19 protein-coding genes are annotated in these 16,884 nt (G+C 70.7%); 14 read left to right on the top strand and 5 right to left on the bottom strand.

Going from position 1 to position 16,884, the window contains the following annotated elements; genetic code table 11:
* Nucleotides 1-95: 95 nt before the first annotated feature.
* Nucleotides 96-323, bottom strand: coding sequence for a putative signal transducing protein (locus tag HEP74_RS16585; protein ID WP_010340670.1), 228 nt, complete (start codon nt 321-323; stop codon nt 96-98).
* Nucleotides 324-335: 12 nt separating this feature from the next.
* Nucleotides 336-992, bottom strand: a complete 657-nt coding sequence (locus HEP74_RS16590; RefSeq protein ID WP_185813792.1) for a glutathione S-transferase family protein — start codon at nt 990-992, stop codon at nt 336-338.
* 99 nt (nt 993-1,091) lie between these two features.
* Between HEP74_RS16590 and HEP74_RS16595 the strand changes: the two genes are divergently transcribed.
* The 8 genes from HEP74_RS16595 (at nt 1,092) to rlmM (ending at nt 8,048) form a co-directional block, all read left to right on the top strand.
* Nucleotides 1,092-2,846: a glutamine--tRNA ligase/YqeY domain fusion protein gene (locus tag HEP74_RS16595; RefSeq protein WP_185813793.1), complete on the top strand. Its 1,755-nt coding sequence runs from the start codon at nt 1,092-1,094 to the stop codon at nt 2,844-2,846.
* A 122-nt stretch (nt 2,847-2,968) separates the two neighbouring features.
* Entirely contained in the window at nt 2,969-3,520 is a 552-nt protein-coding gene (locus HEP74_RS16600; RefSeq protein WP_185816670.1) for a CPBP family intramembrane glutamic endopeptidase, read from the top strand.
* Between the two features lie 240 nt (nt 3,521-3,760).
* On the top strand, nt 3,761-4,498 hold the full coding sequence (locus HEP74_RS16605; protein WP_185813794.1) for a helix-turn-helix transcriptional regulator: 738 nt from the start codon (nt 3,761-3,763) through the stop codon (nt 4,496-4,498).
* A gap of 70 nt (nt 4,499-4,568) precedes the next feature.
* Complete coding sequence (locus tag HEP74_RS16610) at nt 4,569-5,522, top strand: DMT family transporter (RefSeq protein WP_185813795.1); 954 nt, start codon at nt 4,569-4,571, stop codon at nt 5,520-5,522.
* Between the two features lie 50 nt (nt 5,523-5,572).
* A complete protein-coding gene (locus HEP74_RS16615; protein ID WP_185813796.1) occupies nt 5,573-5,971 on the top strand; it encodes an STN domain-containing protein in 399 nt (132 codons plus the stop codon).
* A gap of 61 nt (nt 5,972-6,032) precedes the next feature.
* The gene (locus HEP74_RS16620) at nt 6,033-6,413 is read left to right on the top strand and encodes a hypothetical protein (RefSeq protein WP_185813797.1); all 381 of its coding nucleotides are present in this window, start codon (nt 6,033-6,035) and stop codon (nt 6,411-6,413) included.
* On the top strand, nt 6,413-6,973 hold the full coding sequence (locus HEP74_RS16625; RefSeq protein ID WP_185813798.1) for a nucleoside deaminase: 561 nt from the start codon (nt 6,413-6,415) through the stop codon (nt 6,971-6,973). The genes HEP74_RS16620 and HEP74_RS16625 overlap by 1 nt, the downstream gene beginning before the upstream one ends.
* A gap of 34 nt (nt 6,974-7,007) precedes the next feature.
* Complete coding sequence (gene rlmM / locus HEP74_RS16630) at nt 7,008-8,048, top strand: 23S rRNA (cytidine(2498)-2'-O)-methyltransferase RlmM (protein WP_185816671.1); 1,041 nt, start codon at nt 7,008-7,010, stop codon at nt 8,046-8,048.
* A 167-nt stretch (nt 8,049-8,215) separates the two neighbouring features.
* Here the strand turns inward: rlmM and HEP74_RS16635 are convergent, their stop codons facing one another.
* Nucleotides 8,216-9,331 (bottom strand): Gfo/Idh/MocA family protein, encoded by a 1,116-nt coding sequence (locus HEP74_RS16635; RefSeq protein ID WP_185813799.1) that lies wholly within the window; start codon nt 9,329-9,331, stop codon nt 8,216-8,218.
* A gap of 133 nt (nt 9,332-9,464) precedes the next feature.
* Here HEP74_RS16635 and HEP74_RS16640 point away from each other — a divergent pair, with 133 nt between their 5' ends.
* The 3 genes from HEP74_RS16640 to HEP74_RS16650 all read left to right on the top strand — a co-directional run bounded on the left by HEP74_RS16640 (nt 9,465) and on the right by HEP74_RS16650 (nt 11,648).
* Complete coding sequence (locus HEP74_RS16640; protein WP_185813800.1) at nt 9,465-10,379, top strand: SMP-30/gluconolactonase/LRE family protein; 915 nt, start codon at nt 9,465-9,467, stop codon at nt 10,377-10,379.
* A 96-nt stretch (nt 10,380-10,475) separates the two neighbouring features.
* Complete coding sequence (locus HEP74_RS16645) at nt 10,476-11,198, top strand: hypothetical protein (RefSeq protein ID WP_185813801.1); 723 nt, start codon at nt 10,476-10,478, stop codon at nt 11,196-11,198.
* A 48-nt stretch (nt 11,199-11,246) separates the two neighbouring features.
* On the top strand, nt 11,247-11,648 hold the full coding sequence (locus tag HEP74_RS16650; protein ID WP_185816672.1) for an EF-hand domain-containing protein: 402 nt from the start codon (nt 11,247-11,249) through the stop codon (nt 11,646-11,648).
* 512 nt (nt 11,649-12,160) lie between these two features.
* On the opposite strand, the gene HEP74_RS16655 is transcribed toward HEP74_RS16650, so the two are convergent.
* Together HEP74_RS16655 and ubiH are read right to left on the bottom strand one after the other, a co-directional pair.
* Entirely contained in the window at nt 12,161-13,339 is a 1,179-nt protein-coding gene (locus HEP74_RS16655) for a UbiH/UbiF family hydroxylase (protein WP_185813802.1), read from the bottom strand.
* Nucleotides 13,336-14,550, bottom strand: a complete 1,215-nt coding sequence (gene ubiH / locus HEP74_RS16660) for a 2-octaprenyl-6-methoxyphenyl hydroxylase (RefSeq protein ID WP_185813803.1) — start codon at nt 14,548-14,550, stop codon at nt 13,336-13,338. The genes HEP74_RS16655 and ubiH overlap by 4 nt, the downstream gene beginning before the upstream one ends.
* 184 nt (nt 14,551-14,734) lie before the next feature.
* Here ubiH and HEP74_RS16665 point away from each other — a divergent pair, with 184 nt between their 5' ends.
* From HEP74_RS16665 to HEP74_RS16675, 3 genes are read left to right on the top strand one after another with little or no spacing between them, the layout of a single operon-like run.
* Nucleotides 14,735-15,319 (top strand): hypothetical protein, encoded by a 585-nt coding sequence (locus tag HEP74_RS16665; protein ID WP_185813804.1) that lies wholly within the window; start codon nt 14,735-14,737, stop codon nt 15,317-15,319.
* 20 nt (nt 15,320-15,339) lie between these two features.
* Nucleotides 15,340-15,894: a cob(I)yrinic acid a,c-diamide adenosyltransferase gene (locus HEP74_RS16670; protein ID WP_179568257.1), complete on the top strand. Its 555-nt coding sequence runs from the start codon at nt 15,340-15,342 to the stop codon at nt 15,892-15,894.
* A 34-nt stretch (nt 15,895-15,928) separates the two neighbouring features.
* A complete protein-coding gene (locus HEP74_RS16675) occupies nt 15,929-16,834 on the top strand; it encodes a histone deacetylase family protein (RefSeq protein WP_185813805.1) in 906 nt (301 codons plus the stop codon).
* The last annotated feature ends 50 nt before the right edge of the window (nt 16,835-16,884 follow it).

Raw genomic sequence — 16,884 nt, forward strand, 5'->3', positions numbered from 1 at the left:
GGCCGGGATTGGGGATTCGGGATTAGGGATTCGAAAAAGCGGGCCTGCGGCTCTTGCGAATCTCCAATCCCGAATCCCCAATCCCGGCCCCTCAACTACATCGCCCGCGTGACCTGGCCGCCCAGGCCCAGTGCTGTCAGCACTTCCTGTGCTTTCTCCAGCAGTTCGTCGGCCACGCAGACCTGCACCACGCCGAACGGCAGTTCGCCGGCGCCGCCGAGCAGCGCCTCGCCGAACACGAACGCGGTGATGCCGGCGTCCTCCAGCGCGTGCTTGGCCAGGTGCGCGTCGATCAGGTGCTGGGCGCGGTAGGCGATCTGCATGATGGCCCGCCCTCAGCCGCGCGCCGTGACGTCGGCAAACGCGACTTCGGCGGCCGCGCCGGCGCACCATTCGCGCATCGCCGGCAAGGCCTCCAGGGCCGCCATGTATTGCGCGGCCGCCGCCGGCACCGCCACGCCGTAGCCGGCGAAGCGCACCGCCACCGGCGCGAACATCGCATCGACGATGCCGAAGTCGCCGCACAGGAACGTCCCGCCGGCGCCATGGGTCTCGCGCAGCGTCGCCCACAGCTGCACGATGCGCGCGATATCGGCCTGCGCCTCGGCGTCCCAGTGCTGGCCGTCGGGCTGGCGGCAGGCCTGCATCGGCAGCTGCCGGCGCAGCGCCAGGAAGCCGGAGTGCATCTCGCACGCCGCCGCCCGCGCCTGCGCCCGCACTACCAGGTCGGCCGGCCAGCCGCGGCCGCCCAGCCAGCACTCGTTGGCGTACTCGCAGATCGCCAGCGAATCCCAGATCTGCAGTTCGCCGTCCCACAGCGCCGGCACCCGCCCGGTCGGCGAATAGGCGCCGATGCGCGCGGCGAACTCGGGCGTGTCCAGCGGCAGCGGCACTTCCTCGAACGGCACCGCGAAGTGCCGCAGCAGCAGCCAGGGCCGCAAGGACCACGAGGACAGGTTCTTGTCGCCGATGACCAGACGGGGAAGCGGCATTGGCGCGATCTCGGGGTAGACGGACCCGCAGCGTACGCGGCGGCGCGGCCAGCAGCCAGCTCGGCTAAACTTGCGCTTTACTTATCTGCTGAAGCGCGCATGTCCGAGACCCCCGCCACCGACGCCACCGCCCCGGCCGAGAAGAAAGACTTCATCCGCCAGATCGTCCGCGAGGACCTGGCCAGCGGCAAGCACGCGGCCATCCGCACCCGCTTCCCGCCAGAGCCCAACGGCTACCTGCACATCGGCCACGCCAAGGCGATCTGCCTGGATTTCGGCATCGCCGCCGAGTTCGCCGGGCGCTGCAACCTGCGCTTCGACGACACCAATCCGGCCAAGGAAGACCCCGAGTTCGTCGCCGCGATCCAGGACGACGTGCGCTGGCTGGGCTTCGACTGGGCCGAACTGCGGCATGCTTCGGACTACTTCGAGGTGTACTACCTGGCTGCCGAGAAGCTGATCCGCGACGGCCACGCCTTCGTCTGCGATCTCTCCGCCGAGCAGGTGCGCGAATACCGCGGCACGCTCACCGAGCCGGGGCGCAATTCGCCGTACCGCGAGCGCGGCGTCGAAGAGAACCTGGACCTGTTCCGGCGCATGCGCGCCGGCGAGTTCCCCGATGGCGCACGCACCCTGCGCGCCAAGATCGACATGACCAGCGGCAACATCAACCTGCGCGACCCGGCGCTGTACCGGATCAAGCACGTCGAGCACCAGAACACCGGCAACGCCTGGCCGATCTACCCGATGTACGACTTCGCGCACTCGCTGGGCGATGCGGTGGAAGGCATCACCCACTCGCTGTGCACGCTGGAATTCGAAGACCACCGCCCGCTGTACGACTGGTGCGTGGACAAGGTCGACCTGGCCGGCCATCCCGAGTTGCTGCAGTCGCTGCTGGACAAGGGCCTGCCGCGCGAGGCGGCCAAGCCGCGGCAGATCGAGTTCTCGCGTCTGAACATCAACTACACGGTGATGAGCAAGCGCAAGCTGACCCAGCTGGTGGCCGAGCAGTTGGTCGACGGCTGGGACGACCCGCGCATGTACACCCTGCAGGGCCTGCGCCGGCGCGGCTACACGCCGGCGGCGCTGCGCCTGCTGGTGGACCGGGTCGGCATCAGCAAGCAGAACTCGGTGATCGACTTCTCGGTGCTGGAAGGCTGCCTGCGCGAGGACCTGGATGCGGCCGCGCCGCGGCGCATGGCGGTGATCGATCCGCTCAAGCTGGTGCTGGGCAATCTGCCGGAGGGCCACAGCGAGACGCTGGTTTTCTCCAACCATCCCAAGGACGAGTGCTTCGGCCAGCGCGAGGTGCCGTTCTCGCGCGAGCTGTGGATCGAGCGCGAGGATTTCGCCGAAGTCCCGCCCAAGGGCTGGAAGCGGCTGGTGCCGGGCGGCGAAGTGCGCCTGCGCGGCGCCGGCATCGCCCGCGTCGACGAGGTGATCAAGAACGACGCCGGCGAGATCGTCGAACTGCGCGGCTGGCTGGATCCGGAATCGCGTCCCGGCATGGAAGGCGCCAACCGCAAGGTCAAGGGCACCATCCACTGGGTCAGCGCGGCGCATGCGCTGGAGGCGGAAATCCGCCTGTACGACCGCCTGTTCTCGGTGGAGAAGCCGGACGACGAATCCGACGGCAAGACCTACCGCGACCACCTGAATCCGGCCTCCAAGCGCAGCGTGCGCGGCTACGTGGAGCCGGCGGCCGCGCAGGCCACGCCGGAGCAGGCATTCCAGTTCGAGCGCAGCGGCTACTTCGTCGCCGACCGCTACGACCACAGCGCGGCCACACCGGTGTTCAACCGCAGCGTGACCCTGCGCGACACCTGGACCAGCGGCCAAGGCGGAGCGTGACCGCAACCGCGTCGCCTGCTGCCGCGCTGCCGTCCGCTCTACGACATCCGCTCGCGCGGCTGGCGCTGATCGCCGCGGTCCTGGCCCTTGCGCATTACCGTTGGCTGCCGTTCCCGTGGCGGATGCCGGCGGTCGGCCTGCTCGGCCTGGGCCTGGTCTGGCTGGAGACGCGCTCGCTGCAGGCATGCGGCCTGCGCCAGCGCTCGCCGCTAGCGTGGCTGGGCTGGACGCTGCTGCTGTTCGTGCTGGTGGTGGCGGTGATCGATCCCTGGCTCGAACCGTTGGTCAACCGGCTCACCGGTACCCCGACCGACTACAGCGACTATGGCGCGCTGCATGGCAACCTGCCGGCGGCGGCGAAGCTGATCGCACTGGCCTGGCTCAGCGCCGCGATCGGCGAGGAACTGGTATTCCGCAGCTTCCTGATGCACCAGTTGAGCGCACTGATCCGCAGCTTCCGCGGCGCGCACGTGGTGGCCGCGCTGCTCGGCGGCATCGCATTCGGCATGATGCACGCCGGCCAGGGGGTGTCCGGCATCGTGCTGACCGGCATGGTGGGCAGCCTGTTCGGCTACGTCTACCTGCGCTCGGGCCTGCACCTGGGGGCGATGATGCTGGCGCACGGGCTGATCGACAGCTGGGGCGTCACCACCCTGTACCTGGGCTGGCACTGAGCGGCGGGCCGGCATTGTCGGCGCGACGCTGCACGGCGTGCGCAACATGGCGCTCGGTGAACGAGCCGCCGACGGTATCCCACCAAATGCGAGAGCGAGTGAGACACGGCACGCAAGCCGTACGTGTCTGCAACCGGGAACCTGACAAATGCTGGCGCGTGCGGCCGGTATGCCGCATACCCAACGGCGGCATGGCCCCGCGCTTTCCAATCGGGGTGTCGGCACGTTAGCGTAGCGCCCATGTCGCCCGCCCCCATCCTGAGCCTGCGCAGCTATGGCCGCGACGGCCATGTCCACCAGCACGCCCACGTGCAGATCGTGCTGCCGCTGCAGGGCGAGCTGGAGATCGAGGTGGGTGGACGCGTCAGCCGCCTGGATGCGTTCCGCGCGGCCGTCGTCGCACCGCACACATCGCACGTGCAGTCGGCGGAAGGCGACAACCGCTTCCTGGTGCTGGACTGCGATACGGCCGGGTTCGACGACGACGCACTGGAACGCCTGCAGCGCGCGCCCTTCCTCGACCTGCCGCCGCAACTGCAACGCCTGCTGGCCTCGCTCGACCGCGCGCAGCCGGGCACCGGCGCCGCAACCTGCGCAGCGCTGGCGCTAAGCCAGCTGCGCACGCAGCGCCGCGCATGGGCGCGGCTGCAGGAACTGTGCCTGCGCATCGAGGACGCCCCGGGCCAGCCGTGGCCGGTGGAGCGCATGGCGCAAGCGGCGCACCTGAGCGTGAGCCGCCTGCATGCGCTGTTCCGCGAAGCGCTGGGGCGTACGCCGCAGGCATGGCTGTCGGCGCGGCGACTGGACTGGGTACGCCGGCAGTTGGCGTACGGCGAGCGGCCGATCGCGCAACTGGCGCTGGACAGCGGCTATGCCGACCAGAGCGCGCTGACCCGCGCGCTGCGGCGCAAGACCGGGCACACGCCCGCCGCCTATCGGCGCCGCCATCGGGCGGCCGCCATGGCGTCGGATCAGTAGCCTGGGACAAGCCGCGGCGGCACGCGCAAGCCATGCTGGCGCACTACGCAACGAAGCAACAGGACACGGCATGCGCAAGCGTTTATGGGCGGGAGTGGGCAGCGGCATGGCCGCCGGTGCGTTGTGGGGACTGGTGTTCCTGGCGCCGCAGTTGCTCGCCGGGTTCTCACCGCTGCAGCTGTCGGTGTCGCGCTACCTGGCCTACGGCGCGGTCGCCGCGCTACTGCTCGCCCCGCGCTGGCGCGCCGCCACCGCTGCGCTCGGGGCGCCCGAATGGTGGGCGCTGCTGCGGCTGAGCCTGCTCGGCAACATCGTCTACTACGTGTTGCTGGGCAGCGCCGTGCAATGGGCCGGCGGCGCGGCCACGGCCTTGATCATCGGCTTGCTGCCGGCGGTGGTCACGGTACTCGGTTCGCGCGCGGCCGGCGCGATGCGGTTGCGCCGGCTGGCCGCGCCATGCGCGCTCTGCGTGCTCGGCGTGGCGCTGGTTGCGGCGCAGACGCTCGACGCCACGCACCCGGCGCAGACCAGCGTGGGCACGCGCGCGGCCGGGCTGGCGTGCGCGGTCGGCGCGCTGGCGTGCTGGGCGGCGTATTCGATCAAGAACGCCGGCTGGCTCGCGCGCCGGCCCGACATCTCCGGGCGCGACTGGTCGATGCTGACCGGCGTGGTCACCGGCGCATTGGCGCTGACCCTGGCGATCCCCGCGTTCGCGTTCGACCACGGACATGCGGCCGACGAATGGGCGCGGTTCTGGGGCGTGGCGATCGTGCTGGGCGTGTTCGCTTCGGTGATCGGCAATGCCTGCTGGAACCACGCCAGCCGGCTGCTGCCGCTGACCCTGGTCGGGCAGACGATCGTGTTCGAAACCGTGTTCGCGCTGCTCTACGGTTTCCTGTGGGAGGCGCGCTGGCCCACCCTGCTGGAAACTTTGGCGATCGCCTGCCTGCTGGTGGGCGTGCTGTGGTGCACCTGGCTGCACGCGCCTGCGCCGGTGCGCAAGCCGGATGCAACATTGGGTTAAGGCACGCCGCCTAGACTGCAGGCGTCATCCCTTATCCCAGGAAATTCCCCATGTCCGCTGCTTTGCGCACCTCCTGCCTCGGCCTTGCGCTGCTCGCCCTGCTCGCCGGCTGCGACATGGCGCCGTCTTCCGCCCCCTCGCAAGCCGCTGCGACGCCCGCACCCGCTCCTGCATCTGCACCTGCATCCACAGCGGCGCAAGGCAAGTGCGACGCCGTGCCCGACCACGACTACGACATGCCCGCCGCACGCTTCGACGAAACCGCACAGCAGCTGGCGCATGCCACCGGCTGCGGTATCGTCTACGACGACCAATCGCTGTCGCCATTGCAGGTCAACGCGGTGAAGGGCCGGATCAGCATCCGCCAGGCGATCCACCAGGCCATCGACGGCACCGCGCTCCAGGTCAAGCAGGAAACCGCCGATACGATCGCCGTCGGCCGCCGCTGAGTTGCCGGCGCCGCGGCCATGCGCGCTACCATGGCTGCGGTCCCTCGCACGGAAGGTCGCCATGTCCAGTCGTCTCGCGCTGTTGCTGTGCTGCCTGTGCCTGTTCGCCGGCACCCTCGTCTTCAGCGGCTGCGCGCGCAGCGAAGGCGCCAAGCCCGCCGCGCCCGGTTTGCCGGTGAAGGTGGACACCACCTGCCGCAGCGACGCCGACTGCATGGTCAAGGACGTCGGCAACTGCTGCGGCGCGATGCCGGCCTGCGTCAACCGCGACAGCCCCACCGATCCGCAAGGCGTGATGGCGCAATGCCAGGCCAGCGGCCGCATGAGCGTATGCGGCTCGCGCGCGATCGGCGGCTGCCAGTGCGTGGCCGGGCAATGCAGCGCCAAGGGCATGCAAGCCGATACACTGCGCGACCCCCAGCCTGCCGAACCCGTCCGCTGATGCTCTACGCGCAAGTCCATCTCACCCTGCCCGCCTGGATCCACGACGCGGTCGATCCGCAGGCGGTCTATCCCGGCGATGCCGACAAGGTGGCACTGGCGGTGGAACTGTCGCGGTTGAACGTGGACGCCGGCAGCGGCGGCCCGTTCGGCGCAGCGGTGTTCGGCCCGGACCATCGCATCATCTCGGTCGGGGTGAACCTGGTGGTGCCGCAGACCACCTCGCTGGCGCACGCCGAGAACATGGCCTACATGCTGGCGCAACAGCGCCTGCAGACGCCGCGACTGAACTCGGTGCTGTCGCCGGTGACCCTGGCGACCTCGGCGCAACCGTGCTGCCAGTGCTATGGCGCCACCATCTGGGCCGGCATCGACCGCCTGCTGATCGGCGCCAGCGCCGAGGACGTGATGGCGCTGACCCCGTTCGACGAAGGCCCGCTGCCGGCAGACTGGATCGGCGAACTCGAGCGCCGCGGCATCGAAGTGGTGCGCGGCCTGCATCGCGACGCCGCCTGCGCGGTGTTGCGCCGCTACGGCGAACTCGACAGCCCCCGCTACTGACCGCCGCCCGGCGAAGGCTTCCTCAATGTCCTCCCTGAACGGCCTGCTGTGCTACTGCCGGCAAGGCTTCGAACCCGAACTGGCGGCCGAACTGAACGATCGCGCCGCGCGCGCCGAACTGCCGGCCTATGCGCGTACCGAGCGCAACAGCGGCTACGCGCTGCTGCTCTGCGAAGACCCTTTGCCGCCGCGCGCGATGCCGTGGCGCGGGCTGATCTTCGCACGGCAGAAACTGCGCCTGCTGGCCGAACTGCGCGAGCTGGATCCCAGCGACCGGATCGCGCCGATGCTGCAGGCGCTGGCCGGACACAGCCGCTTCGGCGACTTGTGGGTCGAGCATCCGGATTCGGACGAAGGCAAGCAGCTGTCCGGTCTGGCTCGCAGTTTCGGCAACGCGCTGCGCCCGGCGCTGCGCAAGGCCGGCCTGCTCAGCGATAAGCCGCAGCCGAAGCTGCCGCGCCTGCACGTGTGCTTCCTGGCCGGCACCCACGCCTTGCTGGCCGTCGCCGACAGCGACGACAGCGCGCCGTGGCCGCTGGGCATCCCGCGCCTGAAGCTGCTGTCGGAGGCGCCCTCGCGCTCGGCGCTGAAACTGGAAGAAGCATTGCTGGCGCTGCTGGCGCCGGAGGAACGCGAGACGCTGCTCAAGCCCGGCATGCGCGCCGCCGACCTTGGCGCGGCGCCCGGCGGCTGGACCTGGGTGCTGACCCGCCAGCACCTGCACGTGACCAGCGTCGACAACGGCCCGCTGCGCCAGCACGTGCTCGACAGCGGCCTGGTCGATCACTTGCGCGCCGACGGCTTCCACTGGAAGCCGCCGCAGGCGCTGGACTGGATGGTCTGCGACATGGTCGAACAGCCGCGCCGCGTCGCCGAACGCATGGGCACCTGGTTCCGCGAAGGCTGGTGCCGGCACGCAGTCTTCAACCTCAAGCTGCCGATGAAGAAGCGCTGGGACGAGACCCAGCTGTGCCTGGATCTGTTCGCCGAGCGCGCCGAGCGCCCGCTGCAGATCCGCGCCAAGCAGCTGTACCACGACCGCGAAGAGATCACCGTGCTGGCGATGTCGCTCTGAAGTTGCGGGCGCGGCGACAGCGTCTTCTGTAGGAGCGGCTTCAGCTGCGACAGGGCGTTACCGGCGAGATCCTGTCGCGGCTGAAGCCGCTCCTACAGGGAATCGAAACAGCCGCGAGGAAAAGCGCCAGGCATCGCTCGCCCGCGGGCACAGAACCACCGTACTCGCTACAGCACGATCCGCTTGCCACCCTCGCGCGCCGAACGCTGGATCGCATCGATCACCCGCATGTCGCGCAGGCCTTCCTCGCCCGGTGCGCGCAGCGGCGTGCCGTCGAGGATCGCCAGCGCATCCTCGTCCATCTGCAGCGCCTGCTGGTGGCGCACCTTCGCATCGAACACGCGGCCGTCGCTTGCCCTGCCGCGGATGCCGTCGTAGCTCTGGAACGGCGCCAGTTCGTACCAGCCGCGCTCGCACTCGGCGCGCAGCCGGTTCATGGTGCGGCCGAAGCTGGTGGCGCAGTCGGCGAGCACTTCGTGCGGGAATTCCAGCTTGAACTGCATGTGCTCGTCGACCTCGTCGAACAGCGCCGGCCGGTCGGTGGACCGATGCGCGCTGACCGCCAGCGGTTCGGCGCCGACCGTGTAGCGCGCCGCATTGAGCGAATACACGCCCATGTCGTACATCGCGCCGCCGCCGAACTGCGCGCGCAGCCGCCACGGCCGCTGCGCCGGATCGGTGTCGCCGTAGCCGTTGTAGCCGGCCTCGGCGCGCACCGTGCGCATCGCGCCGAACGGGCGCTCGCCGGCCAGGGCGATGATCCGCCGCGTGTTCGGCTCGTGCTGCATGCGGTAGCCGATGCTCAGCCGCACCTTGTTGCGCGCGCACGCGGCAATCATCGATTGCGCCTCGTCGGCATGCATCGCCATCGGCTTCTCGCACCACACGTGCTTGCCGGCGGCGGCCGCGCGCAGGCTCAGCGGCGCATGCAGATGGGTCGGCGTGACCACATAGACCACGTCGATGTCCGGGTTGTCGGCGATGCGCTCCAGCTCGTCGTAGCTGTAGACGTTGCGATCGGGAATGCGGTAGCGCGACTGCCACTGCGGAATCTTGTGCGGCGAGCCGGTGACGATGCCGGCCAGCCGGCAATGCTTGGTCAGCGCCAGGCCCGGTGCCAGGCGGTTGCTGGCGTAGTCGCCCAGCCCGACCAGCGCCACCCCCAGCGGTTTCTTCGGCTTGCCGCGCGGCGCCGCCCACAACGGCGATCCCAACAGGCCTGCGCCCGCCGCGGACAACCCGGCGAGCAGCACACGGCGACGATTCGGCGAGGACAGCGACATGCGGATCTCCCTGAAGGCCGGACACGGATCGCCCAAACCTTAACGCATCCAGCGCCCGCCGTTGTGAGCGCCATCCCGGCCGCGCCGGCACGTCTGGCACACTGCCCGGCCCTGCATCGCTCCGGGTCTGTCCATGTCCATTCGCCTGCCGTTTCTCACCGCTGCCGGCGCGGCGCTGCTGCTCGCCTGCGCCACGGCGTCCGCAGCGAACGCCGGCCTGTTCCGCGCCCGCGACCTGATCGGCGACGGCGTATTCACCCACGGCATCGAAGGCCCGGCGAGCGGCCCGGACGGCGCGCTGTACGTGGTCAACTTCGGCCACGAAGGCAGCATCGGCCGGGTCAGCTTCGCCACCGATGGCAGTGCACAGGCGGCGCTGTTCGTGGACCTGCCCGCGGGCAGCATCGGCAATGGCATCCGCTTCGACCGTGCCGGGCGCATGTACGTGGCCGACTACGCCCAGCACCGCATCCTGCGCATCGCACTGGACAGCAAGCGCATCGAGGTCTACGCCACGCTGCCCGGCGCGTTCCAGCCGAACGACATCGCGATGGCGGCGGACGGCACCCTGTACGCCAGCGACCCGGACTGGAAAGGCGACGGCGGCCAGCTGTGGCGCATCGACCGCGACCGCAGCGCGCACCTGATCGAAACCGGCATGGGCACCACCAACGGCATCGAGGTCAGTCCCGACGGCAAGCGCCTGTACGTCAACGAGAGCGTGCAACGCAAGATCTGGGTCTACGACCGCGCCGGCGACGGCACCCTGTCCAACAAGCGCCTGCTGCTGGCGTTCCCCGATTTCGGCCTGGACGGCATGCGCTGCGACGCCGACGGCAATCTGTACCTGGCCCGCTACGACGCCGGCAAGGTGCTGGTGCTCGATCCGGCCGGCAAGGTCCTGCACACGATCGCCACCAAGGGCGGCAAGCCCACCAACGTGGCCTTCGGCGGCAAGGACGGGCGCGACGTGTATGTGACCCTGCAGGATCGCGGCGCGATCGAGACCTTCCGCAGCGATCGGCCGGGGCGCGAGTACGGACGTTAATTCATACAATGTCGCTGGGATGCGCATCGCATCGTCGTCTCAGTCCGCGCAATCGCGATCGGGCATCCTGCCTGCACTGACTGGAGGGCCGCGCACATGCAGCCGATCGAACTGAAAGACCCGGCCGGCTTCGCCGACGAATTCCTGCGCCTGACCCTGTTGCAAGGGTTCCAGTCGCTGACCAAGCGCGACCTGGAGTTGCTGATCTTCGTGTTGCTGGAACGCGACGGCGCGATCTCGCGCAGCGATTCCAACAACGCGGTGGCGCTGCGCCTGCGGGTGACCCCGGCCAAGGTGAAGGGCCTGCGCCGCGACGGCTATGCGCGCTGGCGCGCGCTGGTGCCCGAAGACGGCGACGCAGCCCTGGAGCGCATCGTGGCGACGGTGCTCACCGAGGACAACCTGCGCGCCGGGGCAAAGCACGTCAGCGAACGCAGCAAGAAGGAGGGCTTCCTGGCGATCCGCATCGAGCATCCGGACGACCAGCAGCGCTTCGAGCAGGCCATCGTCGACGTGGGCGCGATGCCCGTGTACGAGCGCAACCGCGACGTGGTCGCGGTGCGCTTCGACACCTTGCTGAAGATCGCCGAGCGCTGGGGCTACCTGCAGCCGGAGCCGGAGAAGGTGGCGCGCGAGCTGGAAAAGCTCACCCCGACCGCCGAGGAAGTGGCGGACCTGTTGAAGAAGGACGTGGGCAAGCTACGCTGGGAGGATGTGCGCCGCGCGCTCAACAGCCTCGGCGCCAAGGCCATCGCCAGCACCGCCGAGGGCGGGTTGAAGGGATTGCTGAAACTGGCGTTCCCGTTCATTCCCAGCTGAGCCTGCCACGCCGTCCCATCATTCGCACCATCGGAGTCCGTTGTGTCCATGCATTGCCGTTCGTCCCTCGCCGCCTTTCTGCTGGCTGCCGCCCTCGTCCCCGCCGCCGCGCAGAACCTCAACCCGACCTCGAGCGTCGTCACCGAGCCGTTGCGCGACGTGCCGGCGAGCATCGTGCAGGCGCAGCCGCTGAGCAGCGGCGAGGTGACCCACCAGGTGCGGCTCGACATCCCGCATGGCCAGGCGCCGGTCACCGTGCGCACGGTCCAGCCCGACAACGTCGCCGGCAACTACCGCATCGACTTCGACGCGCTGGACAGCGACCACGACGGCTACATCAGCCGCAGCGAAGCGCAGGCCAGCCCAGCGCTGGCCGACGAATTCGATTCGCTGGACCCGCAACGCCGCGGGCGCCTGAGCCGCGAGCAGCTGGCCGGTTGGCTCAAGTGATTCGTCGCGCCGGGTCGGGTATCGCTTGCAGAAATAGCAGCGGGTAGCTGCGGCGAACACGACCGGCGCCACGGTCGGGGCTGAAGCCCCTCCTACAGTGCACCCAGCCGGCTCGCCATTGCTTCCTGTAGGAGCGGTTTCAACCGCGACAGAAGCTGCGGCAAGCTAACGGGCTTCGGCAGCCATTGGGGCTGAAGCTCCTGCCACAGTGCACCCAGCCAGCCCGCCGCAAGCCCCTGTGGGAGCGACTTCAGTCGCGACGAACAGAGCCTGCCACCGAACCGAATTTGGCGATCTGTCGGGGCTGAAGCCCCTCCTACAGTGCACCCATGCACCCAATCGCAAGTCCCTGTAGGAGCGGTTTCAACCGCGACCGGCAAAGCGATGGCTATTCGGACGTCTCGCGCTATCGGAGCCGATGTCCCAAGGCCACCCAGCGCTCCACCTACAACAGCCGCAGCGCCTTCCGCTCCCGCAGGAGCGACCAACGCCTCTCGCACCACCCCGAATCGCTACACCCCCGAAGCGCGCTTCCAGAATCCATGCATCAGCAGCGGCAGCTTGCCGGCCAGGCCCAGCAGCGGGCCGCGCAGCAGGGTCAGGTGCATCTCGTCGTTGGAGAACAGCCGGTTGATCGCATCGAAGCCGTAGGCGGCCACGGTGTTGTCGCTGCGGCGGCCGCGCGCCCAGCGCGCCAGCCGGTGCGGCGCCGACCAGTCGACCCGCCGCGCCTGCGCCTGGCGCACCTGCGCGGCCAGCGCGGCGACGTCGCGCAGGCCGAGATTGACGCCCTGCCCGGCCAGCGGATGCACCACGTGCGCGGCATCGCCCAGCACCAGCAGGCGGTCGCGGTGGTAGTCCTCCACCAGTTGCCGGCGCAGCGGGAAACCGACCCGCGGCGACAGCGCGCGCACCGCACCCAGCCGCGCGCCGAAGGCCTGGGTCAGCTCGGCGCCGAATGCGGCGTCGTCCAGCGCCAGCACCCGCGCCGCCTCGGCCTCGGGCAGCGTCCACACGATCGAACTGCGGCCGTCGGCGAACGGCAGGAACGCCAGCGGGCCGCCGGGCAGGAAGCGCTGCCAGGCGGTGTCCTGGTGCGGCACGTCGGTCTGCACGAAGGCGACCACGCCGCGCTGGCCGTAGTCGTGCGCCGGGGCGTCCAGCCCGGCCAGGCCGCGCAGCGTGGAATCGGCGCCGTCGGCGGCGATCGCCAGGCGCGCGTCGAGCCGGCTGCCGTCGTCCAGGCGCAGGCGCACGCGCTCCTCCGCCATCTCCACCGCCTCGACCCGCGCCGGGCAGTGCAGTTGTACCCCGGCCGCCGGCAGCGCCGCCCATAATTGTTCGACCAGCAACGCATGCTCGACGATCCAGCCCAACTGGTCGCGGCCCAGCGCATCGGCATCGAAGTCCAGCTCGCCGCCGCCACCGGCATCCCACACGCGCATGCGCCGGTAGGCCTGCGCACGCCGCGCCAGCACCTGCGGCCACACGCCCAGCGCCTGCAGCAGCGCGGCGTTGTCAGGGGCGAACGCGTACACGCGCAGGTCCGGCTCGGTCGGCGACCAGCGCGGCGGCTCGCGGCCCTCGACCAAGGCCACCGCCAGGCCTTCGGCCGCCAGCGCCAACGCACAGGCGGCGCCGACCACGCCGCCGCCGACCACCACCACGTCCAGCACGCCGCGCCGGCTCATGGCGTCGCCTCCCGGCACAGCTGCGGCACTTCGCCGCGGAAGCCCATCGCACCGCCGACCAGGAACGACTGCAGCGGCGCGGCCTGCGCCGCCGCCAACAGGCCCAGGCTGCGCAACGGACGCAACAGCAGCGCCGGGTTAGCGGTCAACCGTGCCAAGCCGCCGGAGAAGATGACAGTGCGCTGCCGGTCCTGCTCGCGGCGCTGCGCGTACTGCTGCAGCAGCGCCGGCGCGCCCGGATCGGCGCGGTCGCGCTCGATCAGTTCGGCCAGGGTCAGCGCATCGCGCAGGCCCAGGTTGAAGCCCTGCGCACCCAGCGGGTGCAGGGTCTGCGCGGCGTTGCCGAGCAGCACCGCGCGCGCGTCGGTCAGGCGCCCGGCCAGCACCTGCACGATCGGATAGGCGCTGCGCTCGCCGCTGCCCAGCAGGCGGCCGACGCGCCAGCCCAGGGCCTCCTGCAGGCGCTGCAGCCAGGCGGCCTCGTCGAGCGCGGCCACTGCGTCGGCCTGCTCGGCGGCGACCGCGTGGATCGCGCCGTAGTGGCGGTCGCCGCGCGGCAGCAGCGCAGTCGGGCCGTCGTCGCGGAACCGCTCGTAGGCGGTGCCGTCGGGCTGGCGGCTGCCACGCACCCGCGCCACGAACAGGGTCTGGTGGAAATCGTGGCGGGCGGCATCGATGCCCAGCGCGCCGCGCACCGCGCTGGCGCTGCCGTCGGCACCGACCAGCAGCCGCGCCTGCAGCACCTCGGTCGCTCCGTCCTGGGCGATGCGCACCGAGCGCAGCGCTGCATTCTCGCCGGCCTCCAGCGCCAGGAACTGCGCCGGCCGGTAGCGGCTGACGTGGGACGCTTCGGCCAACCGCGCCTCCAGCGCCTCGCCGAAATCGCGCGCCACCACGACCTGCCCGAACGCCTCGCGCCCGTAGTCGGCCGCCTCCAGCCGCACCCGGCCGAAATCGCCTTCGCGGCTGACGTGGATGCGCCGGATCGGGCCGGTCGGCGTGCGCAGCCGCTGCATCACCCCCAGCGCGCCCAGCGCGTTGACCGTGGCTGCGGCGAAGCTGAGATTGCGCTGGTCGAACACCGGCGGCAGCGCGCCCGGCGGCGCAGCCTCGACCAGGCCCACGTCCACGCCCAGGCGGTCCAGCGCGATGGCCAGGCTGGCGCCGACCAGGCCGCCGCCGACGATCACTACGTCATGTCGTTTGCTCATCCGGCCATGATACGACCGGCGCCCGAATCGTCGGTGATCGCAGCGACATGCCAGCTGCGCCCGCTTGTCCTGCGCGCCGCCGCGGCCAGGCCGCCGCCGCCCTGGCGCTGCCCGCCGCCGGCTCGCGCCCCAGGCTCGCCGCTTCCAGTAGAATCGGCGATCTCCGTACCGGTGCCCGCCTGCCATGACTTCTTCCAGCCACCGCCTTCCCGCCCTGCTCCTGCTGGCCGCGCTGCTGGCCGCGACCCGCATCAACCATTTCGGCGCGATTCCGGACGCCTCCTGGGCGGTGTTCTTCGTCGGCGGCTTCTACCTGCGCGGCTGGACCCGCTGGGCGTTCCCGGCGCTGATGGCGCTGGCGGTGCTGGTCGACTACCTGGTGATCCGTGGCCAGGGCCTGAATTTCTGGCAGCACTACTGCGTGTCGCCGGCGTACTGGTGCCTGATCCCGGCCTACTTCGCGCTGTGGGCCGGCGGCAGCTGGCTGGCAGGGCGCTACCGCGGCGCCGACTGGCGTGCGCTGGGCCTGACCGCAGCCAGCCTGGTGGTGGCGGTGGCGGTGTGCCACCTGATCGCGCAGGGCAGCTTCTATTGGGTCAGCCGCAGCGTGCCCAACCCGACCATCGCCGGCTGGTGGCAGAACTACAGCGACTGGCTGCTGCCGTACCTGGGCAGCGCGGCGCTGTACACAGCGCTGGCCGCGGCGGTCCAGGTCGGGGTCGAGCAGCTGGCGCGGCTGGGCCAGCGCGGCCAGCCCGCCGGCCACTGAGCCGGGGCCCGGTTCCGACGATGGGCAATCGTCTCTCCAAGATCTACACCCGCACCGGCGACGACGGCAGCACCGGCCTGGGCGACGGCAACCGGGTCGGCAAGGATTCGGCGCGGGTGGCCGCCTATGGCACCGTCGACGAGGCCAATTCGGCGATCGGCGTGGTCCTGGCCTGTGCGCTGGCCGACGACGTCCGCACCCTGCTGACCGCGATCCAGCACCAATTGTTCGACCTGGGCGGTGAGCTGTGCATCCCCGGCCATGCGGCGATCCACGACGCCGACATCGACGCGCTCGAGCAGCACCTGGACCGCTACAACGACACCTTACCCGCGCTGAAGGACTTCATCCTGCCGGCCGGCGGCGAGGCCGCGGCGCGCTGCCACCTGGCGCGCACCATCGTGCGCCGCGCCGAGCGCGAGACGGTGGCGCTGTCGCGCCAGGACGCGGTGCGGCCGGAGGCGGTGCGCTACCTCAACCGCCTGTCCGACCTGCTGTTCGTACTGGCGCGGGTGCTGGCCCGAGCCGATGGCCAGGGCGAAGTGCTGTGGCGCCACGACCGCCGCCAGGCCTGAGCGGCAGCGGCGGCGCGCGGACCGGGCGGCAGGCATGCTGATCTATACCCATCCCGCCTGCCTGGGCCATGAACCCGGCCCGGAACACCCGGAGCGGCCGGAACGCCTGCAGGCCGTCACCACGGCGCTGCGCGAGGCCTTTCCCGACCTGGCATGGCGCGAGGCGCCGCTGGCCAAGCTCGGCGATCTGGCCCGGGTCCACGAGCGCGAGCTGATCGACAGCGTCCTGGCCGATATCGACGGCAAGCGCATGCTCGACGTGGATACGGTGATCTCGCCCGGCTCGCGCGCCGCCGCGCTGCGCGCCGCTGGCGCCGGCCTGGCCGCGGTGGACGCGGTGATGCGCGGCGAGACCGACACCGCCTTCTGCGCGGTGCGCCCGCCCGGCCATCACGCCACCGCCGCCACCGCGATGGGCTTCTGCCTGTTCAACAACGTCGCCGTGGCCGCCGCCCACGCGCGCGACACGCACGGCCTGGAACGGATCGCCATCGTCGACTTCGATGTGCATCACGGCAACGGCACCCAGGCGATCTTCGAGCGCGACCCACGCGTGCAGTACCTGAGCACCCACCAGTCCGGGCTGTTCCCCAACTCGGGCGGGGTCCACGACCGCGGCGTCGGCAACCTGCACAACGCGCTGCTGCCGCCGGGCAGCGGTGGCTTCCGCTTCCGCAACACCTGGGCCGACCAGATGCTGCCGCTGCTGGACGCGTTCAAGCCGCAGCTGCTGCTGATCTCGGCCGGTTTCGATGCGCACATGCGCGACCCGCTGGCCGACCTGATGCTGGAAACCGAGGACTTCGGCTGGCTCACCGCGGAGCTGCGCGCGCTGGCCGAACGGCATGCGCGCGGCCGCGTGGTGTCGCTGCTGGAAGGCGGTTACGACCTGCAGGCGCTGCGCGAATGCAGCGTCGCCCACGTCGACGCGCTGCGCTGAGGCCGGCGCGGGCGGATGAACCCCGTCCCCCGAGCGGGGGACGTCTTCAT

This window comes from Xanthomonas sp. SS, assembly GCF_014236835.1.
Classification (GTDB): Bacteria; Pseudomonadota; Gammaproteobacteria; order Xanthomonadales; family Xanthomonadaceae; genus Xanthomonas_A.